The sequence below is a fragment of the Pseudomonas thivervalensis genome (assembly GCF_001269655.1).
Taxonomy (GTDB): domain Bacteria; phylum Pseudomonadota; class Gammaproteobacteria; order Pseudomonadales; family Pseudomonadaceae; genus Aquipseudomonas; species Aquipseudomonas thivervalensis.
Genome location: NZ_LHVE01000007.1, coordinates 865,127 through 885,571, shown reverse-complemented (window position 1 = coordinate 885,571; position 20,445 = coordinate 865,127). Strand labels below are relative to the sequence as shown.

General features: G+C 61.4%; 20 protein-coding genes and 1 pseudogene. 11 read left to right on the top strand and 10 right to left on the bottom strand.

The window, feature by feature from the left end:
• Positions 1 to 14: 14 nt before the first annotated feature.
• Genes AD659_RS11640 through AD659_RS11620 form a run of 5 tightly spaced genes read left to right on the top strand, consistent with a single transcriptional unit; the run spans position 15 to position 5,585 of the window.
• Positions 15 to 1,679 (top strand): AMP-binding protein, encoded by a 1,665-nt coding sequence (locus AD659_RS11640; protein WP_053121288.1) that lies wholly within the window; start codon positions 15 to 17, stop codon positions 1,677 to 1,679.
• A gap of 16 nt (positions 1,680 to 1,695) precedes the next feature.
• Complete coding sequence (locus AD659_RS11635) at positions 1,696 to 2,457, top strand: SDR family NAD(P)-dependent oxidoreductase (protein WP_053121287.1); 762 nt, start codon at positions 1,696 to 1,698, stop codon at positions 2,455 to 2,457.
• A 16-nt stretch (positions 2,458 to 2,473) separates the two neighbouring features.
• Positions 2,474 to 3,661 (top strand): acetyl-CoA C-acyltransferase, encoded by a 1,188-nt coding sequence (locus AD659_RS11630; RefSeq protein ID WP_053121385.1) that lies wholly within the window; start codon positions 2,474 to 2,476, stop codon positions 3,659 to 3,661.
• A gap of 9 nt (positions 3,662 to 3,670) precedes the next feature.
• Complete coding sequence (locus AD659_RS11625) at positions 3,671 to 4,798, top strand: acyl-CoA dehydrogenase (RefSeq protein ID WP_053121285.1); 1,128 nt, start codon at positions 3,671 to 3,673, stop codon at positions 4,796 to 4,798.
• A gap of 13 nt (positions 4,799 to 4,811) precedes the next feature.
• Entirely contained in the window at positions 4,812 to 5,585 is a 774-nt protein-coding gene (locus AD659_RS11620; RefSeq protein WP_053121282.1) for an enoyl-CoA hydratase, read from the top strand.
• A 146-nt stretch (positions 5,586 to 5,731) separates the two neighbouring features.
• On the opposite strand, the gene AD659_RS11615 is transcribed toward AD659_RS11620, so the two are convergent.
• The 7 genes and pseudogenes from AD659_RS11615 to AD659_RS11585 all read right to left on the bottom strand — a co-directional run.
• Positions 5,732 to 6,883, bottom strand: a complete 1,152-nt coding sequence (locus AD659_RS11615) for an acyl-CoA dehydrogenase family protein (RefSeq protein ID WP_053121281.1) — start codon at positions 6,881 to 6,883, stop codon at positions 5,732 to 5,734.
• Between the two features lie 3 nt (positions 6,884 to 6,886).
• The gene (locus AD659_RS11610; RefSeq protein ID WP_053121279.1) at positions 6,887 to 7,993 is read right to left on the bottom strand and encodes an enoyl-CoA hydratase/isomerase family protein; all 1,107 of its coding nucleotides are present in this window, start codon (positions 7,991 to 7,993) and stop codon (positions 6,887 to 6,889) included.
• 134 nt (positions 7,994 to 8,127) lie between these two features.
• Complete coding sequence (locus tag AD659_RS11605; protein WP_053121277.1) at positions 8,128 to 8,835, bottom strand: HPP family protein; 708 nt, start codon at positions 8,833 to 8,835, stop codon at positions 8,128 to 8,130.
• Between the two features lie 176 nt (positions 8,836 to 9,011).
• Positions 9,012 to 10,391 (bottom strand): UDP-glucose dehydrogenase family protein, encoded by a 1,380-nt coding sequence (locus AD659_RS11600; RefSeq protein WP_053121275.1) that lies wholly within the window; start codon positions 10,389 to 10,391, stop codon positions 9,012 to 9,014.
• Between the two features lie 97 nt (positions 10,392 to 10,488).
• The gene (locus tag AD659_RS11595; protein ID WP_269457831.1) at positions 10,489 to 11,022 is read right to left on the bottom strand and encodes a substrate-binding domain-containing protein; all 534 of its coding nucleotides are present in this window, start codon (positions 11,020 to 11,022) and stop codon (positions 10,489 to 10,491) included.
• Between the two features lie 129 nt (positions 11,023 to 11,151).
• Complete coding sequence (locus tag AD659_RS11590) at positions 11,152 to 11,691, bottom strand: hypothetical protein (protein ID WP_053121273.1); 540 nt, start codon at positions 11,689 to 11,691, stop codon at positions 11,152 to 11,154.
• Between the two features lie 41 nt (positions 11,692 to 11,732).
• Positions 11,733 to 12,104 (bottom strand): annotated as a pseudogene (locus tag AD659_RS11585) (D-glutamate cyclase family protein); the annotation flags it as partial.
• Positions 12,105 to 12,280: 176 nt separating this feature from the next.
• Here AD659_RS11585 and AD659_RS11580 point away from each other — a divergent pair.
• The gene (locus AD659_RS11580; RefSeq protein WP_169788900.1) at positions 12,281 to 12,925 is read left to right on the top strand and encodes a histidine phosphatase family protein; all 645 of its coding nucleotides are present in this window, start codon (positions 12,281 to 12,283) and stop codon (positions 12,923 to 12,925) included.
• Here AD659_RS11580 and AD659_RS11575 read toward each other — a convergent pair.
• Positions 12,914 to 13,594, bottom strand: a complete 681-nt coding sequence (locus AD659_RS11575) for a class I SAM-dependent methyltransferase (RefSeq protein WP_053121269.1) — start codon at positions 13,592 to 13,594, stop codon at positions 12,914 to 12,916. The two genes, AD659_RS11580 and AD659_RS11575, sit on opposite strands and share 12 nt — an antisense overlap.
• Positions 13,595 to 13,650: 56 nt before the next feature.
• Positions 13,651 to 14,280, bottom strand: coding sequence for a LysE family translocator (locus AD659_RS11570; RefSeq protein ID WP_053121266.1), 630 nt, complete (start codon positions 14,278 to 14,280; stop codon positions 13,651 to 13,653).
• Between the two features lie 155 nt (positions 14,281 to 14,435).
• On the opposite strand from AD659_RS11570, the gene AD659_RS11565 reads away from it, so the two are divergent.
• The gene (locus AD659_RS11565) at positions 14,436 to 15,818 is read left to right on the top strand and encodes an XAC2610-related protein (protein ID WP_053121264.1); all 1,383 of its coding nucleotides are present in this window, start codon (positions 14,436 to 14,438) and stop codon (positions 15,816 to 15,818) included.
• A gap of 305 nt (positions 15,819 to 16,123) precedes the next feature.
• Here AD659_RS11565 and AD659_RS11555 read toward each other — a convergent pair whose 3' ends face one another.
• Positions 16,124 to 16,882 carry an SDR family oxidoreductase gene (locus AD659_RS11555; protein ID WP_053121260.1) on the bottom strand — a complete coding sequence of 253 codons (759 nt, stop codon included), beginning with the start codon at positions 16,880 to 16,882 and terminating at the stop codon, positions 16,124 to 16,126.
• A gap of 122 nt (positions 16,883 to 17,004) precedes the next feature.
• Here AD659_RS11555 and AD659_RS11550 point away from each other — a divergent pair, with 122 nt between their 5' ends.
• The 4 genes from AD659_RS11550 (at position 17,005) to AD659_RS11535 (ending at position 20,263) form a co-directional block, all read left to right on the top strand.
• Positions 17,005 to 17,583, top strand: coding sequence for a TetR/AcrR family transcriptional regulator (locus AD659_RS11550; RefSeq protein ID WP_053121383.1), 579 nt, complete (start codon positions 17,005 to 17,007; stop codon positions 17,581 to 17,583).
• Between the two features lie 81 nt (positions 17,584 to 17,664).
• Positions 17,665 to 18,570 (top strand): transcriptional regulator GcvA, encoded by a 906-nt coding sequence (gene gcvA, locus AD659_RS11545; protein WP_053121258.1) that lies wholly within the window; start codon positions 17,665 to 17,667, stop codon positions 18,568 to 18,570.
• Positions 18,571 to 18,638: 68 nt separating this feature from the next.
• Positions 18,639 to 19,466 (top strand): DMT family transporter, encoded by an 828-nt coding sequence (locus tag AD659_RS11540; protein WP_053121256.1) that lies wholly within the window; start codon positions 18,639 to 18,641, stop codon positions 19,464 to 19,466.
• 35 nt (positions 19,467 to 19,501) lie between these two features.
• Complete coding sequence (locus AD659_RS11535) at positions 19,502 to 20,263, top strand: SDR family oxidoreductase (protein WP_053121254.1); 762 nt, start codon at positions 19,502 to 19,504, stop codon at positions 20,261 to 20,263.
• Positions 20,264 to 20,445 lie beyond the last annotated feature (182 nt).

Sequence of the window (20,445 nt, the reverse complement as noted above, 5' to 3'; positions counted from 1 at the left end):
GAGGGATTCTGGTCATGCGCGATTATTCGTCCGCCACGTCGCAGTTCGATTACCTGCACACCGTCAACGCCGCGCTGCACGGCTCGCTCGAGGCGCTCAATGCCTGCGTCGAGTGTTGCGACCGCCATGCGTTGCCGGGGCGCATCGCCTTGTTCTGGGAGGGCCGTGACGGCAGTGAAGCCACCTGGACCTACCGTGACCTGCAGGACAACGCCGCGCGATTCGCCAATTTCCTGCGTGCCCAAGGCGTCGGCAAGGGCGATAAAGTGGCTGGCCTGTTGCCGCGCACCGCTGAACTGCTGATCGTGGTCCTCGCCACCTGGCGCATCGGCGCGGTGTATCAACCGCTGTTCACTGCGTTCGGGCCCAAGGCCATCGAGCACCGTCTCGGCAGCTCAGGGGCGCGTATTGTCGTTACCGACGCCGTCAACCGTCCCAAGCTCAACGAAGTCGCTGGTTGCCCGACGGTCGTTACGGTCGGCGGCGAAAAGGGCCAGGGCATCGTGCGCGGCGACTACAGTTTCTGGGCCGAAGTGGCGAATCATTCCAACCAGTGCGAACCGCTGATGCTCACCGGCGAAGACCCGTTCCTGCTGATGTTCACCTCTGGCACTACGGGACCGGCCAAGGCGCTGTCGGTGCCGCTCAAGGCCATTGTGGCGTTCCAGAGCTACACCCGTGACGCGGTGGACCTGCGCCCTGAAGACGCCTTCTGGAACGTCGCCGACCCGGGTTGGGCCTACGGCATCTATTTTGGCGTGACCGGGCCGTTGGCCATGGGGCATCCCATTACCTTCTACGATGGCCCGTTCACCCTCGAAAGCACCTGCCGGATCATCAACAAATACGGCATTACCAACCTGACCGGCTCGCCCACGGCCTATCGCCTGTTGATCGCCGGCGGCGAGCAGTTCGCCCGCTCGATCAAGGGCACGCTGCGCATCGTCAGCAGCGCCGGCGAGCCGTTGAACCCGGAGGTGATCCGTTGGTTCGCCGATAACCTGAACGTGGTGATCCACGACCATTACGGCCAGACCGAACTGGGCATGGTGCTGTGCAACCATCATGGACTGGAACACCCGGTGCACCTGGGCGCAGCCGGTTTCGCCTCGCCGGGGCACCGGATCGTGGTGCTGGATGAAAACCAGCGCGAGCTGGGCGTGGGCCAACCGGGCATTCTCGCGGTGGACCGCCGCCAGTCGCCCATGTGCTGGTTCGCCGGTTACGAGGGCGCGCCAACCAAGGCTTTCGTCGGCGATTACTACCTGAGCGGCGACACCGTCGAGCTGAACCCGGATGGCAGCATCAGCTTCGTGGGCCGGAGCGACGACGTGATCACCACCTCCGGCTACCGGGTCGGTCCGTTCGACGTGGAAAGCGCGCTGATCGAGCACGCGGCCGTGGTGGAAGCAGCGGTGATCGGCAAGCCTGACCCGGAACGCACCGAACTGGTGAAGGCCTTCGTGGTACTCAGCGCCCAATACCGTGCCTCACCGGAGCTGGCCGAGGAATTGCGCCTGCACGTGCGCCAGCGCTTGGCGGCCCATGCCTATCCCCGTGAAATCGAATTTGTCAGCGACTTGCCGAAGACCCCAAGCGGCAAATTGCAGCGCTTTATCTTGCGCAACCAGGAAATCGCCAAGGCTCAAGAGGCCGCAGCGCACAACGTTTCAGCTTGAACCCAAGGAAACCATGATGCAGATCGACAACAAGATTTTCCTCGTCAGCGGCGGTGCTTCCGGCCTCGGCGCGGCCACCGGTGAAATGCTGGTCAAGGCCGGCGCCAAGGTGATGCTGGTGGACCTCAACGCCGACGCCGTGGCCGCCCAGGCGCAAAAACTGGGTTGCCAGAGCGTGGTGGCCGACATCAGCGACGAGGCAGCAACTGAAGCGGCGGTCAAAGCCACGGTCGATGCGTTTGGTGGTCTGAATGGCCTGGTCAATTGCGCGGGTATCGTGCGCGGCGAGAAGATCCTCGGCAAGAACGGCCCCCACGCGCTGGCCAGCTTTAGCCAAGTGATCAACGTCAACCTGATCGGTAGCTTCAACCTGCTGCGCCTGGCGGCTGCGGCCATTGCCGAAACCGAGGCCAACGCCGACGGCGAGCGCGGGGTGATCATCAATACCGCCTCGGTGGCAGCCTTCGACGGGCAGATCGGCCAGGCGGCTTATGCCGCATCCAAAGGTGCTATCGCCAGCCTGACACTGCCGGCCGCCCGTGAGCTGGCGCGCTTCGGTATCCGCGTGATGACCATTGCGCCGGGGATTTTCGAAACCCCGATGATGGCCGGCATGACCCCGGAGGTACGCGATTCCCTGGCCGCCGGCGTGCCGTTTCCGCCGCGCCTTGGGAAACCTTCCGAGTACGCGGCGCTGGTCAGGCATATCATTGAGAACAGCATGCTCAACGGCGAGGTGATCCGTCTCGACGGCGCCTTGCGCATGGCAGCCAAATAAGTCAGGAGGATTCATGATGTCCAACGATCCTATTGTCATCGTCAGCGCCGTCCGCACCCCCATGGGCGGCTTCCAGGGCGAACTGAAAAGCCTCACCGCGCCGCAACTGGGTGCCGCCGCCATCAAGGCCGCCGTGGAGCGTGCCGGCATCGCGCCGGGTGCGGTTGAAGAAGTGCTGTTCGGTTGTGTGCTCGCCGCCGGCCAAGGCCAGGCACCGGCACGTCAGGCTGCGCTGGGCGCCGGGCTCGACAAGTCGACCCGCTGCACCACGCTCAACAAGATGTGCGGTTCGGGTATGGAAGCGGCGATTCTCGCCCATGACATGCTCATCGCCGGCAGCGCCGAGGTGGTGGTGGCCGGTGGCATGGAGAGTATGTCCAACGCACCGTACCTGCTGGACCGTGCCCGTGGCGGTTATCGCATGGGCCATGGTCGGGTGCTTGACCACATGTTTCTCGACGGCCTGGAGGACGCCTACGACAAAGGTCGGTTGATGGGCACCTTCGCCGAAGATTGCGCCGAGGCCAACGGTTTCAGCCGAGAGGCCCAGGATGCCTTCGCCATTGCGTCCACCAACCGTGCCCAGCAAGCGATCAAGGACGGCAGTTTCGACGCCGAGATCGTGCCGTTGCAGGTCATGGTCGGCAAGGAACAAGTGACCATTCGCCACGACGAGCAGCCGCCTAAAGCGCGGATCGACAAGATCGCCTCGCTCAAACCGGCGTTCCGCGAGGGCGGCACGGTGACGGCGGCCAACGCCAGTTCCATTTCCGATGGCGCCGCGGCGCTGGTGCTGATGCGCCAGAGTCAGGCAGCCGAGCGTGGTCTCAAACCTTTGGCGGTGATTCACGGCCATGCCGCGTTCGCCGATACCCCAAGCCTGTTTCCCACCGCGCCGATTGGCGCCGTGAAGAAACTGATGCAAAAGACCGGTTGGTCGCTGGATCAGGTCGATCTGTTCGAAGTCAACGAAGCCTTTGCCGTGGTGGGGCTGGTGACCATGGACAAGCTGGAAATCGCCCATGACAAGGTCAACATCCACGGCGGCGCCTGTGCGTTGGGTCATCCGATTGGCGCGTCTGGGGCGCGGATCCTGGTGACACTGTTGTCGGCCCTGCGTCAGAAAGGCCTGAAGCGCGGCGTCGCGGCGATCTGCATCGGCGGCGGCGAAGCCACGGCCATGGCAGTTGAATGCCTGTATTAAGGAACCACCATGCTCCCGACTGAAGAACAGACCCAAATCCGCGACATGGCCCGGCAGTTCGCCCAGGAGCGCCTGAAACCGTTCGCTGCCGAATGGGACCGTGAGCATCGTTTCCCCCGGGAAGCCATCGGTGAAATGGCCGAACTGGGCTTTTTCGGCATGCTGGTGCCGGAGCAGTGGGGCGGTTGTGAAACCGGTTACCTGGCCTACGCGATGACGCTGGAGGAAATCGCCGCCGGTGACGGCGCGTGCTCGACCATCATGAGCGTGCACAACTCGGTGGGTTGTGTGCCGATCCTCAAGTTCGGCAACGATGAGCAGAAGGCGAAGTTCCTCACGCCCCTGGCCAGCGGCGCGATGCTGGGTGCTTTTGCCCTGACCGAGCCCCAGGCCGGGTCGGACGCCAGCAGCCTCAAGACGCGGGCGCGGCTGGAGGGCGATTATTACGTGCTCAACGGTTGCAAGCAGTTCATCACCTCCGGGCAGAACGCCGGGGTGGTGATTGTGTTTGCGGTGACCGATCCGAGCGCCGGCAAGCGTGGCATCAGTGCGTTCATAGTGCCAACCGATTCGCCGGGCTACAGCGTGGCGCGGGTGGAAGACAAACTCGGACAGCATGCTTCCGACACCTGCCAGATCCTCTTTGAGGAGGTGAAGGTGCCGGTGGGCAATCGCTTGGGCGAGGAGGGCGAGGGCTACAAGATCGCCCTGGCCAATTTGGAAGGCGGCCGGGTGGGTATCGCGGCGCAAGCGGTGGGCATGGCCCGCGCTGCGTTCGAGGCGGCCCGGGACTACGCGCGGGAGCGTTCCAGTTTCGGCAAGCCGATCATCGAGCACCAGGCCGTGGCGTTCCGCCTGGCGGACATGGCTACCCAGATCGCCGTGGCTCGGCAAATGGTGCATTACGCCGCTGCCCTGCGGGACAACGGCCAGCCAGCGTTGGTGGAAGCGTCCATGGCCAAGCTGTTCGCCTCGGAGATGGCCGAGAAGGTCTGCTCCATGGCGCTGCAGACCCTGGGCGGTTACGGTTACCTCAACGACTTCCCGCTGGAGCGCATCTACCGCGACGTGCGGGTCTGCCAGATCTACGAAGGCACCAGCGACATTCAGCGCATGGTCATTTCGCGCAATCTTTGAACAGGAGTCCTGCATGAGCTACGAAACAATTTTATTGGAGATCAAGGACCGCGTCGGCCTGATCACCCTCAATCGTCCCCAGGCGTTGAACGCCTTGAATGCGCAGATCGTCAGCGAGCTGAACCAGGCGCTGGATAGCCTGGAGGCGGATCCGAAGATTGGCTGCATCGTGCTGACTGGCTCGAAAAAAGCCTTTGCCGCCGGGGCCGACATCAAGGAAATGGCTGAGCTGACCTACCCGCGGATCTACCTGGACGACCTGTTCAGCGACAGCGATCGCGTGGCCAACCGCCGCAAGCCGATCATCGCCGCGGTGAACGGTTTTGCCTTGGGCGGTGGCTGCGAGCTGGCGTTGATGTGTGATTTCATCCTGGCCGGTGATAATGCCAAGTTTGGTCAGCCGGAAGTCAACCTTGGCGTGCTGCCAGGCATGGGCGGCACCCAGCGGCTGACCCGGGCGGTCGGCAAGGCCAAAGCCATGGAAATGTGCCTGACCGGGCGTTTCATCGACGCGGTGGAAGCCGAGCGTTGCGGCATCGTCGCGCGGATCGTACCGGCCGATGAATTGCTGGGCGATGCGTTGAAAACCGCAGCGCTGATTGCCTCCAAATCGCTGCCTATCAGCATGATGGTCAAGGAAAGCGTCAACCGCGCCTTCGAGGTCAGCCTTTGCGAAGGCGTGCGTTTCGAACGCCGGGTATTCCATGCGGCGTTTGCGACGCAGGATCAGAAGGAAGGCATGGCGGCGTTCGTGGCCAAACGGCCGGCGCAATTTCAGGACAAGTAATGCAGAGTCCTCCCCGTGGCGAGGGAGCTTGCTCCCGCTCGACTGCGCAGCAGTCGCAAAACAGGCCCCTGCGGTTCACCTGAAGAACCGCAGGGGCCTGCTGCGCAGGCCAGCGGGAGCAAGCTCCCTCGCCACAGGGGATTTGGTTACACCAGGTAGTGCTTGAGTTCCCGGGCGATGACCATGCGTTGTATTTCGCTCGATCCTTCATAGATCTGGGTAATCCGCGCATCGCGGTAGTAGCGCTCTACCGGATAATCCTCGAGGTACCCGTACCCACCGTGAATCTGTATGGCCGAGGAGCAGACCTTCTCGGCCATCTCCGAGGCGAACAGCTTGGCCTGGGAGGCTTCTGACAGGCATGGCTTGCCGGCGCTGCGCAGGCGGGCGGCGTGGAGGATGAGCAGGCGGGTGGCGTTGATACGGGTGTGCATGTCGGCCAGCAGGTTGGCGATGCTCTGGTGCTCGATGATCGGCTTGTCGAACTGGACCCTATCACGCGCGTAAGCCAGCGCCGCTTCAAATGCTGCACGGGCGATGCCCAGGGCTTGCGCCGCGATGCCGATGCGGCCGCCTTCCAGGTTGGACAGGGCGATGGCCAGGCCTTTGCCCCGCGCACCCAGCAGGTTGGCCTCGGGGACGGTGCAGTTGCTCAAGGTCACCGCACAAGTGTCCGAGGCGCGGATGCCCATCTTGTGCTCGGTGCGATCGACGATGAACCCCGGCGTATCGGTGGGCACCAGGAACGCCGAAATGCCTTTTTTACCCAGCTCCGGGTCCGTCACGGCAAACACGATCGCCAGTTTCGCCCGCTTGCCGTTGCTGACGAACTGCTTGGCGCCGTTGATGACCCACTGACCATCGCGCAGTTCGGCCCGGGTGCGCAGGTTGTGGGCTTCGGAACCGGCTTGGGGCTCGGTCAGGCAGAAGCAGCCAATGGCCTGGCCACTGGCGAGGTCGGCCAGCCACGTCTGCTTCTGTTCATCGGTGCCAAAATTCAGGACCGGTCCACACCCCACCGAGTTGTGGATGCTCATCAGGGCCCCGGTCGCACCGTCGCCCGCGGAGATTTCCTCCACCGCCAGGGCATAGGCCACGTAATCGACGTAGGTGCCGCCCCATTCTTCCGGCACCACCATCCCCAACAGGCCCAGTTCGCCCATCTTCGCCACCAGGCCGTCGTCAATCCAGCCGGCCTTTTCCCACGCCTGGGCATGGGGGGCGATTTCACCACGGACGAAGTCCCGGGCCATGTCGCGGATCATCACTTGTTCTTCGGTCAGTTCGAGGTCGTGCATGGCTCAGTTCCCGTGGTCGTCGAAGCCGTCGAAGAAACTCGCCACATGGTCGGCGTCCAGCGCCTCCAGGGTCGGCGGGTTCCAGCGCGGGTTCTTGTCTTTGTCGATCAGCAAGGCGCGCACGCCTTCGATCAGGTCACCGCGTTCGAACCATTGCCGGTCCAGGTGCAGCTCCAGGGCAAAACAGTCTTCCAGACTCAGATGCCGGCCGCGCCGGAGCATTTCGACGGTCACGGCCATGGCCAGGGGAGAACGGCTGTCCAGCACGTCGGCGGTCTTCAGCGCCCATTCGTGGCTGTTGGCGACGGTGACCTGGCGCAACTGCTCGACCATGCTGGGCACGTCGGGCAGGGCAAAGAAGTGGTCGATGGCCGGCCGCAAGTCGGCCAGGGGCGGGGCGGGAAGCTGTTGCTGGCCGAGTTTGGCCAGCAGGCTTTGCAGGTCCTTGAGCGGCGTGTCGTGCCATTCCAGTTGATCGAGGCGCTCGTCGAGCTGCTTGAGCTTGCGGCTGTCGAGGTACCAGTCGGCGAGCCCGCAATACAACGCGTCGGCGGCGCGGATCTGTACGCCGCTGACGCCCAGGTAGATACCCAACTCACCGGGAATGCGTGGCAGGAAATAACTGCCGCCCACGTCCGGGAAATAACCGATGGCGACTTCCGGCATGCCCAGGCGACTGCGTTCGGTCACGACCCGCAGGTCGGCGCCTTGCACCAGGCCCATGCCGCCGCCGAGCACGAAGCCATCCATCAGGGCCAGGATCGGTTTGCGGTAGTGGTGGATCGTCAGGTCGAGGGCGTATTCCTCGACGAAGAAATCTTCATGCAGGGTGTCGCCCTGCTTGTGGCTGTCGTACAGCGAGCGGATATCGCCGCCGGCGCAGAAGGCTTTGTCGCCCGCGCCACGCAATACCACGGCGCGGATCTGTGGGTCGAGTGCCCACGTATCGAGTTGTTGCTGCAAGCTGCGCACCATGCCCAGGGTGAGGGCATTGAGGCCGGCGGGGCGGTTCAGGGTCAAGTGGCCAATGTGATTGCGAACGTCGACCAGCACCTCATGGGCCACGGCTTCGATGGTGTCCGCAGCTTGGGATGAAACCTGAGCTGTCATCGCTAACTCCCTGCTTTTATTGTTTTTTATGAATTGTATCGCGCGTACCCGATCAGGATCGTACCAGTGCAAATTTGCCTTGCACAAGCGGGATACGTGCAGGTCCTGTCTGCATATTTATAGCAGCCACAGGCTCAACCGCGACTGGAAAGGACCTCGGTGATGCTGCGGCGCTTGGCATTTCGCTCGCTGACGTGAATCAATTGCTCGAGATCTTCCGGGGTGACGTCGAAGAAGGCTTCCATTTCCGCCAGGGCCAATTTCAGGTCTTCGGCGGTGATGGCCTGGCGGTCGACAGGAGGGTGGTCAGCCGGTATGACGGCCACCGGTTCGCTGGCGCGCTTGGGATAGCGCACCCGCGTCAAGTTGTTGTAGGCCAAGGCAAAGGCGAGCAACCCGGAGCCGGCCAACAGGGCAGCGCCGACCGCCTGCCAGTCCAGGGCAATGATGGACGGATCTGCCAGCACCAATGTCGCCGCCAGGGCGCCTGCCGGCGGGTGCAGGCAACGCAGCCAGCACATCAACACCAGTGCCATGCCGGCCGCCAGGCAGGCGCTGCCCAGCGTACGGCCCAATACATGGGCCACCAGCAACGCAACGACCGACGCACACAGGTAACCGCCGACAATCGACCAGGGCTGGGCGAGGGCGCCCGATGACACGGCGAACAACAGCACGGCGGAGGCGCCGAGGGGGCCGATCAGGTGTTGTGCCACCTCAAGCCCAAAGACCTGGCCACATAGCCAGACACTAAACATCGTCCCCAGCGCCATGCCGATGGCGGCGCGGCTCCATTCGGTGGGACGGGTATTGATAGCGGCGGGGATCCAGCGAGAAAACATTCAACGAAAATCCAAAAAACGAACAAAAAAAGGGGCTTACGGAGAAGTCCCAGAAAGCCCTTTAAGTGTTCCAACAGTTGGGGGAGGAACGGTGCACAGTGTGCCGATCCCAACCCTAGCTTACAAATTCATATTAATGCTGGTTGAGTGCATTAATTTTGAAGTAACGGCCCGGCTCAAGCACTTCTTGAGGCAGGGAACCACGTTTGCTGGGCAATGGGCAGGTTGCGCGACTGCCCGCGGCCCATCGGGAAATAGGTGAAGCCCTTGTCGGCCATGCGCTCTGGGTCGAACAGGTTGCGACCGTCGAAAATGACCGGGGCCTTGAGCCGTTGTCGGATCAAGTCGAAGTCCGGCGCCTTGAAGGGCTGCCATTCGGTGCAGATGACCAGTGCGTCCGCCCCCGGCAACACCGATTCCGGCGTGCCCATCAGCATGAGTCGGGTCTCGTCGGGGTAGAGCAATTGCGTCTGCTGCATCGCTTCCGGGTCAAACGCACGGACGCTGGCACCTGCGGCCCAAAGCGACTCCAGCAGGGTGCGGCTTGGTGCGTCGCGCATGTCGTCGGTGTTGGGCTTGAAGGCCAGGCCCCACAGCGCGAAGGTCTTGCCGCGTAGATCGCCCTGGTAGAACGCGTTGATCCGCTCGAACAGCTTGTGTTTCTGCCGCCCGTTGATGGCTTCCACCGCTTGTAGCAAGTCGCTGGAACAGTGGGCCTGTTCGGCGGTGTGGATCAAGGCGCGCATGTCCTTGGGAAAGCACGAGCCGCCGTAGCCGCATCCAGGGTAGATGAAGTGATAGCCGATGCGCGAGTCAGCGCCGATGCCCAGGCGCACGGACTCGATGTCGGCCCCCAGGTGTTCGGCCAGTTCGGCGATCTGGTTGATAAAGCTGATCTTGGTCGCCAGCATGCCGTTGGCCGCGTATTTGGTCAGTTCGGCGCTGCGCAGGTCCATGAAGAGAATTCGGTCATGGTTACGGTTGAAAGGGGCGTACAGGTCGCGCATGGTTTCGCGCACTTCATCGCGCTCGCAGCCGATCACGATGCGATCCGGACGACGGCAATCGGCGACTGCCGAGCCTTCCTTGAGGAATTCGGGATTGGAGACGATATCGAACTGCAGCAGGCGACTGGCCTTGAGCAGGCATCTGTCGATGTGCGTCCGCAGAACGTCGCCGGTGCCCACCGGCACGGTGGACTTCTCCACCACAATGAGCGGTTGCTCGCGATAGCGGGCAACCGCCTCGCCAACGGCCAGGACCTGGTTCAAATCTGCGCTGCCATCGTCCCGGGAAGGCGTGCCCACTGCGATAAACAGCACCTGGCCGTGTTGCACGGCAAGCTGTTCGTCACCGGTGAAGTGCAAGCGCCCGGCCTCCAATCCTTCACGCACCAGCGCGGCCAGGCCGGGCTCGAAAATGCTCACCTGGCCTTGCCGCAGGCTGTCGACCTTGCGCTCGTCGATGTCCATGCAGACCACGTCATGGCCCACTTCAGCCAACACGGCGGCTTGCACCAGCCCTACGTAACCACTTCCGAATACACTGATCTTCATGGCGGACTCCCTGGATCATTCCGAGTGGGCGACATGCACAACCAGCGTTCGCCGCAGTGCGCTTGGCTCAGAATAAGTCGGGGATATTGCAGTTCACTTACAGCCCGCTGAAGTCTTGCGTCGCCAGTCGGTACGCCGCTGGCAACTGCGCGACGAACTCGTCGACCACTTCCCGGGTCAGGCTGACGATGTCTTCCACCCGCTCCATGCCGGCGCCGGTCCGCCAACTGGCGACGATGTCCATGACCGAGGGCAGCGGCACGCCATCGACCAACGTCAAGGTGCCTTGGGCCAGTTCACCGACCACCAGCGCCGCCGGCATGGCGCCAATGCCAAAGCCGTCGCTAACCAGGCGGGTGATGACCGATGCCGAGTTCACGCAGTTGATGCGTGGCGAGACGATGTTGGCCGAATGCAGCAGGTTGAGAATGTCCTGGTGGGGCCGTGAGTTGCGCGAGAAGGTCACGATACGCTCTTGGGACAAATCCTCCAGCGACCCATAGGCGCGGTCATAGGCGGAGCCGGTGCGCACCACCCAATGCATCGGATAACGGGTCAGCAGTGCGTTGCGCACGCTGTCCAGGCGCAGGATGTCGGTCTGGAAAATGATGTCCTGGTAGCCTTTTTCCAGCTGTGAGCAAGGCTTGCCCGCGATGAGGATAACTCGGTCGCCCTGGAAATCGAGGCGCCTGCGTCGCGAGCAAGCGTCGCTCCCACAGAGAAGACCCCTCGCGCAATGGCTAGGCAGGCTTCATATTCTTCACTGCTCGGCATCAGCCATGTACAGGACTACTTCTCGCAACTCGCCGAAATCCGGCACGTTACTGATAGCCGCTTCAGGCTGGCACCATGGATAGTCCAGCCTCGATGCCCAGGCCATGATCATCGGCAGATCGGTCGCCGGCAGGGTCTTCATGTGTTCGATGGTGATGGTCAATCCCTCGGCCAGTCGCGACTGCGGATCGAACTGCCAGTCATACAGGCCACAACCGACACGTGCCTCGCCGCTGTTCTTGTCTGACATCGCCACCAGCCATTTGCACTGGAACGCTTCGGCGTCTGCTGGCGGCGGGGCGGCCAGGCAGAAGGTGTAGACATTTTCGAAAGTCTGGCCGAAGCGGCTGACCAGCACATCGCCAATGGCGGAACGGCCCTCCACGTGCTCGGGAAAGGTGATGGAACCGGTGTGCACGACCATGTCCAGAATAGCCGTCGGCGTAAAGGCCTGGTCCAGCAGGTGCGGGCGGTTGCCGTCCTTGGCAAGGATGTACTGTTGAATCGATCGCTGAGCTGTGTTCATCGTGTATCCCTTCAAATTTAAAAAGCCGCCTCGTTCGAGGCTTACAAATCACTGTTCCATAAGTCCGTCACCAGCATGCAGCCCGGGGCGTGGGTGATGCACAGCGGTGGGCGCGAGGCCTGGACCACCGATTGCGGTGTCACGCCGCAGGCCCAGAACACCGGAATCTCGTCCGCTTCCACTGGCACGGCGTCGCCGTAATCCGGCGTGTCCAGGGATCGGATGCCGATCAGTGATGGATCGCCGATGTGCACCGGGGCGCCGTGAACGTTGGGCATGCGCCCGGTGATCTGGATCGCCTGGATGGCCGCGGCGGCTTTCATCGGTCGCATGGTCACCACCATCTTGCCAGACAGGCGGGCGGTAGGTCGCGTGTCGATGTTGGTCTGGAACATCGCGGCTTGCTCCCGCTGGGCTGCGCCGTAGGACGTAGGAGCTGTCGAGTGCAGCGAGGCTGCGATCTTTCCCCGGACACTTGAATTTCAAGCGAAAGATCAGAAGATCGCAGGCTTCGCCAGCTCCTACAGCCGAGCGGGAGCAAGTTCCCTCGCCACGGGTTTATTCCCCTGATAAAACAGCATGGCACTCGATGAATGCCGTCGTTGCCTGTATACAGGTGCGCTTCGAAAGGGATTTACCGAGAAAACAAGGAGCTGTTGCCGTGATTTACCTGATACGCCATGCCACGCCGTTGATCGATTACAAACCCTGCAATGCGCGTTCAGCCAAGTTGCTATTAGACGAATACAACCAGACTTCATCCATCGATGAGGCTGAAATTGCCGCCTTCCTGAGCCAGTCGGGCGTGTCCCAAGAGCTCCTGGCGAGCGAAGCCAGCATCATCTCCTCGCCCGTCAACAGAGCCTACGCGACGGCGTGCAGGTTGTTCGACGTAGGGCGTATCCAACAGGATGCTCGATTACGTGAGTATGACCTGCGGTTGAGCAGCATTCCCGTCCTGAAGATGGGCGTGAGGCATTGGTTCGCGTTGCACAGGATCTTGTGGTTGCTTGGGATTTCACTGGGGGCGGCCAGCCGAAAAGCCGAACACCAGCGGGCGCTCGGTGTGGCGGATGAGCTTTACAACGGTTGCAGCGAGCCTGGGAAGATCACGATCGTTATCTCCCACGGCATGTTCCTCAGAACTGTCCGCAAAACCCTGCAAAAGCGCGGCATGCAGGCGCGCCGGGTTTATCGCTCGGGCTGTTTTACCGTCGAGTCGCTAACGCCATGACGGGGATTGCTCGGCCAGCAGCAGCAACGACTGCGGCACCGGGCTTTGTGGGTGCTGCGGTTCTTGCAGGCCCACCAGTCGAAAACCGGCCATGTCCAGGGCATTGAGCCAACTGGACAAGGTGCGGAAGTACCACGGCATGGGCTGCCATCGGCCTTTGAACCCATCGAAGGTTTCTTCTCGCCAGCCGTCCTGATAATCGCCCGCCGCGACCGTCCAGGGATGCAGCGTCTGGACCACCAGCGCGCCGCCTGGGCTGAGCAGGGCGTTCATCGCGGCGAGCAACGGGATGATGTCCTGGTGCAACAGGGCGAAGTTGGCACAGATCAGGTCATAGCCGCTGCCGACGTCCACCTTCGTCTCCACCAGCGCTGCATAGCTGGCCAGATGCACCGGCGAGGAACCCGACGCCCGGGCCGCCTCGATCAGCGTTGCATCGCCATCCACGCCCACCGCCTCGATGCCCCGTTCGCCCAGCGCCCGCAGCAGCCAACCTTCGCCACAGCCCAAATCCAGCACGCGTTCGGGTTGACGACTCAGTACCGCCAGCAGGATGGCCTGGTCGGTAACCGTTTGACGGCTTTCGATGGCCCCCGTGCGGATGGCCTCGATCCAGGCCTGAGCGTTGTGGTGCCAGCTTTGGAGGAGGGTGGTTTCGGGTGACGACATTGATCCAGCTCCGCAGTGGATGGGGTAAGCATAGGCCAACCCTGAGGCGTCGCGGGTCAAAGCGGTCGGTCAAGAAACAACAGGCGTGCCGCCAGCGCAGCCATGACCCCGGCAAAACCGTACGTGCCCAGGCGTCTTGAAATCCCACCGTTCGCCAGTTTCGTCCTGAGCTGCGCGGCACAAACACCCAGCAGCGTGTGAAAGACAAGGGCAATCAGTGCCAGCAACGCGCCGAGGAAGATCAACTGCAGGCTGACGCCGCCGGCCTTGACGTTGACGAACTGGGGCAGGAACACCATGAAGAACAGTAGCGCCTTGGGATTCAAGAGGCTGTTGAGGGCGCCTCGGCAGAAGATTTTCCACAGCGAAGCCGCCTGCAGCTGGTTGTCCTGAGTCGCGGCCGGCGTTCTCAGCGCTTGCCAGGCCAGCCACAGCAGATAACCGGCCCCGGCCAGGCGCAGCACGTCGAACGCCGGCGCCCAGCTCATCACCAGCGCGCCAATGCCAGCACTGACCATCATCGTCATCAGCATGTCCGAAAAGGAAATGCCGAGGGCCGCAGCGACGCCGGCACGCCAGCCGTGAGCCAGCGCATGGCTGGTGACAAAGGCCATGTTGGGCCCCGGAACGATCAGCAGGAGCACGACAGCAACCACGAACAGGTAGAGATTGGCAGTATCCGGCATGGGGATCACTCCTTGGGATGAGCCACGACAGTAAGCGAAGGGCGAGGAGGGCGTCAGTTACAGTCCGGGCCTATCTGATAGCAACAGTCGTCTCTCGCGGTGAATCATTGTTGTCGCTAAACTGCGGCCCCGAATTTCAACAAGGAAGTGCGTGGATGCGTTCGTTCGTCAGCAGTGTGCTTCTTTCCACGGTTCTGGCCGCTCCGGCCGTGGCCGAACCGCGGGCGTTTTCGGTGAATGATCGCAGCGGCCAATACCTGGTCGAAGTGCTGTTTGCAGCGCCGCCGGAAGATCCGCATCAGTTGGCACAAGCCTTTTTCACCGTGCGCGACAGCAAAACCCTCGAAGTCCTGCAGCAATTGCAGACACCCGCCGGCAATGTACCCGTGGACCGCAACGGAAAGGTCGATAACTGGCTACTCGGCCCCCAGAGCCTGTTGTACTTCGACGACTTCAACTTCGATGGTCGCCAGGACTTGGCGATCCGCAACGGCAATCATCCCGATGCGATCTACACACCGACGTTCGACGTCTACCTGCAAGACCCGCAGACAACCCAGTGGGTCCTCAACCCGGCCCTGACGAGCCTGGCGAAGGAGGACAGCAAGGGCATATTCTCCGTCAGCCCGCTGGACGGCGTCCTGCTTTCGCAAACCGACCGCGACGACCGCTGGAGTCGCGCCACTCACTGGAAAATGCGCGGCGATGAGTTGGTCCTGCTCTACTCGGACACCGAGGAGAAAATCCAACCCAGCGAGCCTGGCGAAAATACCAGCATGCCCAGCGGCTACACACTGCGCACCACAGGGGAATTGAAAGAGGGCCAGTGGCATGAACAATCGAGCCTGGAAGGCCCGGAAAATGAGGATCCAGTGATTCTTGCCGGAACCCTCGACGGCAAGACCCCGGTAGAACTCTGGTACCAGGCACAGGGCACCGTGATCATTGGCGAAGTGCGCTATACCCAGGCGGGCAATGGCGAACCGATCAAGCTGCTGGGCATTCGGGAAGACGTTGACGACGACCTCATCAGCCTCCAGGAATATGCCGACGATGGTGATCGAACGGGTACCTGGCGGATCTCCCGGGAAAACGGCGAGCCCTATTCTTTCACCGGTACCTGGACCAGCGATGCCAAGGACGACGGCCGGCAATGGGCAGTCCTGTTGCACGATGAAGAACGGGAATTGGATGTCGATAAAATCGACGACGTCGACGCAGACCAGCGCAGCGGCCATTATCGGATGCGTCAGGATGCCTTCGGGCGCGACGCGGATCTGGACTTGAAGATCCTGCCGGACCGTGACGCCAACGGAAAAGAAGTCGCGGAATTCACGGTGACACTGAAGGACAGGGGGACCGAGCGTCACACCGTGCCGATGGAAACCGACAACCTGATCATCGTGCGCGAACCGCAAGCTTGCGAGAAGAGCGGTCCGTATCACATTCAATTGGTGAAAGGTTTTGCGGTCATTGGCTACAACGCTGTGCCGGATCCACAGGACGGGCTGGCTGGGGTGTATCTGAAGCAGCGTTAATGCACGTCCTTTGAATGCCCACTCCGCAGTGCATGAGTGGTTACTGGCACGATTCCACGCGGTGGATGGTACGGACATCGAGGCCGCGGGTTTCTCGTCCATAGATGTGGTTGGCCTGGCGGCGGCGACCAGGGCGCCGAATGTCCAGTTCAACCTGGGCACTGCGGTGAGTTCGACCCTTCCTTGTCAACTGCTGGATGGCGCTGCGTATCTGGAGCGTTTGGAGCAGGAGGGCGGAGCGTTGCGCAAGCTATAGGGGCCTCGCTGCAGGCCCTTTCCGGACTACAGCGATGGCATGGTCAATATCACTCTGCAGGTGGTTTGTAGCCCGCAAGCATGTTCAATATCTCATTATGCGAGCCGCTCGCCTCAGCAAACCGCAAGGGTTTCGCGCGCTCAACGATAAGCTCCTGTGGGGTTGGAGAGATCTCGAACAGCTCGAAGATTTCATCCAAGAACTCATCCAGAGGCATGGCGTGTTCGTCATTTTCCTGCCCAAGCAACGTGGTGCGCACACCCGGCGGTGCAAGCTCGATCACCTCGACGGGCGAGGCCTCCAGCTGCACGCGAAGACTTTGAGTGAACGAATGAACGGCCGCTTTGGTTGCGCTGTAGGTCGGCGTTGCAGGCAGTGGGACGAATGCCAGAGCCGAACTGACATTGATGATCGTCGCACTGGGCTGCTTGATCAGCTGAGGTATGAATGCGTACACCATACGAATCGTGCCAAGCAGGTTCGTCGTCACGATAGCTTCGGCGGTGCTCAGGTTTTCCGGTTCAGTCAGATCCTCCCACTGCATGATGCCAGCGTTGTTTATCAGCACGTTCAGGTTTGGGTGACTGACCGCAAGCGCTTCGCTGGCGCGTTGGATGGAGTGTGGATCGCAGACGTCCAGCAATACCGATTCAATACCTGGATGTTCCGACACGATCTTGTCGAGCAGCGCCTTGCGCCGTCCCGCGATGATGATGGTGTTACCCGCCTTGTGAAGCCTCAGCGCCAGGCCAAGGCCTATGCCTGAGGTGCTGCCGGTAACCAGGATCGTATTGCCCGTGCTGTTCATAGTAAACTCCGGTAAGGGTACGCAAGCGGACAATTGTCCACTTGTCAAAAAAACTACCGGACAATTGTCCGCTTTGCAATGCAGCGAAGGAAAAAACTTTGCCCAGGAATGATGAATTGGCGATGCGTTCTGACGCCAAGAAAAACCGCGAACAAATTCTGAAGGTCGCTGTGGCAGAACTGACACTGGATCCTGCGGCCCCTTTGAGCACGATTGCGAAAAAAGCCGGCGTGGGGCAGGGCACGTTCTATCGCCATTTCGCCAACAGAGAGGAGTTGGTATTCGAGCTTTATCAATTCGAAATGCAGCAGGTGGCCTCGTTGGCGGAAGAGCTGCTCGCGACAAAACCCCCTAAGCAAGCCCTCCGGGAATGGATGGACTGCCTCGCTGAATACGCAATGACAAAGGCGGGACTTGCGTCCGCGATACGACAAGCCGCTTCCACTTACGAGTTCCCAGGGAAGTCGGGATACGCGCCGGTCCAGGCCGCTGCCGAGTCGCTTTTGAGGGCCAATGAAAAGGCCGGAACGATTCGTAGCGGGGTTACCCACGACGACTTTTTCCTAGCCACTGCCGGAATATGGCAAATCGATTCCCAAAGCGAATGGCGCTCACGTCTCGCCAGATTGATGGACTTGGTCATGGATGGTCTCTGCACTGGCAGTCCCGAAAGCCTGAAGGATAAACCGCCCGGCACTTGACTCCGTGGCTGGTGAGCAGATGGGCTATAACGAGCGATGCAAAGTCGCTAGCATGAAGGTTTACTCATAGAAGGGACCCTCATGCGAAACCTCCCGCCTTCTTCGAGCCTGCGCGCCTTTGAAGCCGCCACGCGGCACGCCACCTTCACAGCGGCAGCAGAGGAATTGCATGTCACGCAGAGCGCGGTGAGCCATCAGCTCAAGCATTTGGAGCAGCTCTGGGGATTGCAGTTGTTTCATCGCGGTAATGCGCTGCACCTGACCTCGGCAGGGGCAGCGCTCGCGCCCATCGTGCGCGAGTTCTTCATGAAGCTCGAGGCCACCCTGGCCGATTTGCGCGAGCAAAACGGGCGGCAGCGACTGAGCGTCAGCACGACCTATTCCTTGGCCTTGAAGTGGTTGTTGCCCAGGCTCCCGGATCTGGCGCAAGCGCATCCGGAAATCCTGCTGACCTTGGACAGTACCGACAACCCCATTAACTTCTCGACGGCAGACCCAGACGTTGCTATCCGTCTGGGCAACGGTCATTTCCCTTCGCTGTTCTCGGAGTTTCTGTTCCGCGAGCAGATTTTCCCCGTCGCAAGCCCGGCGTTGCTCGCACGTTTTGGTAAGCCTCAAACAGCCGCCGAATTGCTGCGCTATCCGCTGCTGACGCGCGATGGCGCAGCGTTGGTGCCGAAATGGGAACAGTGGTTTGCCCAGGTGGGTGTCGAGGTCACGACCTTGAAGGAAAGCATTCGCTACGCCGACACCAATATGACCATCGAGGCGGCGCTGTTGGGGCAAGGTATCGCCCTGGCACGCAGCGGGCATGTCGAAGCCGAGCTTAATGACGGCCGCCTTGAAAGGCTTTTCGAACTGCCGGTCGCATCGCCCCTGGCGTATTACTTTGTCTGTCCCAAAGGGATCGAGACTCAGCCGCACATTGCCAGCTTTCGCCGTTGGCTGGTGACCCAGGCAGTTGACGCTCAGCAGGCTTATGCATGAGCTTTTCTTCATGCCTGGATGAAGAGACTTTGCTTTTATAGCGCAACTTGATCGGTCTAGGATGATGCATGCACTTACACATCATCTGCCTCGTCTTGTTCGCCGCGCTGTTGCACGCCAGCTGGAATGCCATGCTGCGCGGGGGCACCGACCGTTTGTGGTCCATGACCATCATGTGCATGGCGATTGCCGTGGCGAGCTTCATCGTGGCGGCGCTACTGGCGCCGCCTGCCCGTGCAAGCTGGTTTTACGCCGGGTTCTCCGCTGTATTGCACGTGGGTTACAACCTGTTCCTGGTGCGCAGTTACAAATCCGCAGACCTGGGCCAAACCTATCCCATCGCCCGCGGTGTCTCCCCAATTCTGATTGTCCTGGCCGCTTCGCTGTTCGCCGGTGAGCGAGTGGCGCCGAGTGGATTGCTGGGGATTGCGTTGGTGTCGACTGGAATCCTATCGCTGGCCTTTACAAGGCGCCGGCGAGCGTTGCCTAACTTGCCCTACGCACTGGGAACCGGTTTGTTCATCGCCGCCTACAGCGTTGTCGATGGCATCGGTGTTCGCCTCTCAGGGGCGCCAATGGCCTACACCGCCTGGATGTGCCTATTGTGGGGGGTGATGATGCCCATGGTTTATATCGGGCTGCGAGACACCCAAAGTCTCTTTGCCCTGCGGCCGGGTTTTGCCGTGGCCGTTGCTGGCGGGCTGGTTTCATTGCTGGCCTACGGGGTCGTGATCTATGCCATGGCCCATGCGCCGATGGGGGCGGTGTCCGCCCTGCGAGAAACCAGCGTCATGTTCGCCGCGTTGATCGGGTACGCCTTTCTTGGCGAAGCATTGACCCTGCGCAAGCTGTTGGCCTGCGCAGTCATTGCGCTCGGTACGCTGGTAATTGGCTGACATTGCTTTTTTTCATCCAGTCGTGAGGATTGACCATGAATGAACGTTCGCAAAAGCCCGTGATCCTGATCACCGGAGGCGGGCGCGGGATCGGGGCGGCGACGGCGATACTGGCCGCTGAGCTAGGTTACGACGTCGTGCTGAGCTACATTGCCGATGAAGCGTCGGCGTCAGCGGTGGTCGCTCAGGTCGAGGCCAGGGGTGGCCGTGCCTTGGCAGTACATGCCGATAACGCCGATCCAGCACAGGTCGCCGAACTGTTCGCCGCCCTTGACCTGCGCTTCGGGCGAATCGATGTGCTGGTCAACAACGCCTCGATACTCGCACAGCAGTGTCGCTTGGAGGATCTTGGCTTCGAGCGCATGCAGCGAATATTTGCGGTGAACACCTTGGGCCCGATGCTCTGCGCGCAGCAGGCTACTCGGCGCATGGCCTATCGCTATGGCGGAAGTGGCGGTGCAGTCATCAATATTTCCTCGGCCTCAGCTCGTCTCGGCAGCCCGAATGAATACGTGGACTACGCGGCGTCCAAGGGCGCGGTCGAAACGTTCACGACCGGCTATGCCAAGGAAGTCGCTCGGGAGGGTATTCGGGTCAACTGCGTTCGACCCGGGCATATCTATACCGAAATGCACGCGAGTGGGGGAGAGCCGGGCAGAGTCGACCGGGTGAGGGATACGATCCCCATGGGGCGTGGGGGCCAGCCGGAGGAGGTCGCGCGTGCCATTCTCTGGTTGGCGGGGGAAGAGGCTTCGTTTGTGACGGGAACGTTCCTGGATGTGACTGGAGGGAAGTAGGCCGGTTATCCAGATCGTCTGTTAAAAAGCGCAAGCGGGCTAGCCAAGCTTGCGCGGAGCGTTACCCTACGGGCTATAGCTTTCCAGCCCAGACCTCAGGTTTGCGTGCTGCCCATGGCAAGGCTCGTTCCAACTGACCGGCCAGACGCAGTAGCAAGTCCTCTCGACCGAAGCCCGCAGAA

Excerpts from the sequence above, each read along its gene's own strand:
- AD659_RS11565 (WP_053121264.1), top strand. The coding sequence starts at position 14,436 with ATGCGTTCGTTCGTCAGCAGTGTGCTTCTTTCCACGGTTCTGGCCGCT.
- AD659_RS11535 (WP_053121254.1), top strand. The coding sequence starts at position 19,502 with ATGAATGAACGTTCGCAAAAGCCCGTGATCCTGATCACCGGAGGCGGG.
- AD659_RS11590 (WP_053121273.1), bottom strand. The coding sequence starts at position 11,691 with ATGAACACAGCTCAGCGATCGATTCAACAGTACATCCTTGCCAAGGAC.
- AD659_RS11605 (WP_053121277.1), bottom strand. The coding sequence starts at position 8,835 with ATGTTTTCTCGCTGGATCCCCGCCGCTATCAATACCCGTCCCACCGAA.
- AD659_RS11580 (WP_169788900.1), top strand. The coding sequence starts at position 12,281 with ATGAATGCCGTCGTTGCCTGTATACAGGTGCGCTTCGAAAGGGATTTA.
- AD659_RS11550 (WP_053121383.1), top strand. The coding sequence starts at position 17,005 with ATGCGTTCTGACGCCAAGAAAAACCGCGAACAAATTCTGAAGGTCGCT.
- AD659_RS11635 (WP_053121287.1), top strand. The coding sequence starts at position 1,696 with ATGCAGATCGACAACAAGATTTTCCTCGTCAGCGGCGGTGCTTCCGGC.
- AD659_RS11630 (WP_053121385.1), top strand. The coding sequence starts at position 2,474 with ATGTCCAACGATCCTATTGTCATCGTCAGCGCCGTCCGCACCCCCATG.
- AD659_RS11555 (WP_053121260.1), bottom strand. The coding sequence starts at position 16,882 with ATGAACAGCACGGGCAATACGATCCTGGTTACCGGCAGCACCTCAGGC.
- AD659_RS11600 (WP_053121275.1), bottom strand. The coding sequence starts at position 10,391 with ATGAAGATCAGTGTATTCGGAAGTGGTTACGTAGGGCTGGTGCAAGCC.
- AD659_RS11625 (WP_053121285.1), top strand. The coding sequence starts at position 3,671 with ATGCTCCCGACTGAAGAACAGACCCAAATCCGCGACATGGCCCGGCAG.
- AD659_RS11610 (WP_053121279.1), bottom strand. The coding sequence starts at position 7,993 with ATGACAGCTCAGGTTTCATCCCAAGCTGCGGACACCATCGAAGCCGTG.
- AD659_RS11540 (WP_053121256.1), top strand. The coding sequence starts at position 18,639 with ATGCACTTACACATCATCTGCCTCGTCTTGTTCGCCGCGCTGTTGCAC.
- AD659_RS11640 (WP_053121288.1), top strand. The coding sequence starts at position 15 with ATGCGCGATTATTCGTCCGCCACGTCGCAGTTCGATTACCTGCACACC.
- AD659_RS11570 (WP_053121266.1), bottom strand. The coding sequence starts at position 14,280 with ATGCCGGATACTGCCAATCTCTACCTGTTCGTGGTTGCTGTCGTGCTC.
- gcvA (WP_053121258.1), top strand. The coding sequence starts at position 17,665 with ATGCGAAACCTCCCGCCTTCTTCGAGCCTGCGCGCCTTTGAAGCCGCC.
- AD659_RS11615 (WP_053121281.1), bottom strand. The coding sequence starts at position 6,883 with ATGCACGACCTCGAACTGACCGAAGAACAAGTGATGATCCGCGACATG.
- AD659_RS11575 (WP_053121269.1), bottom strand. The coding sequence starts at position 13,594 with ATGTCGTCACCCGAAACCACCCTCCTCCAAAGCTGGCACCACAACGCT.
- AD659_RS11620 (WP_053121282.1), top strand. The coding sequence starts at position 4,812 with ATGAGCTACGAAACAATTTTATTGGAGATCAAGGACCGCGTCGGCCTG.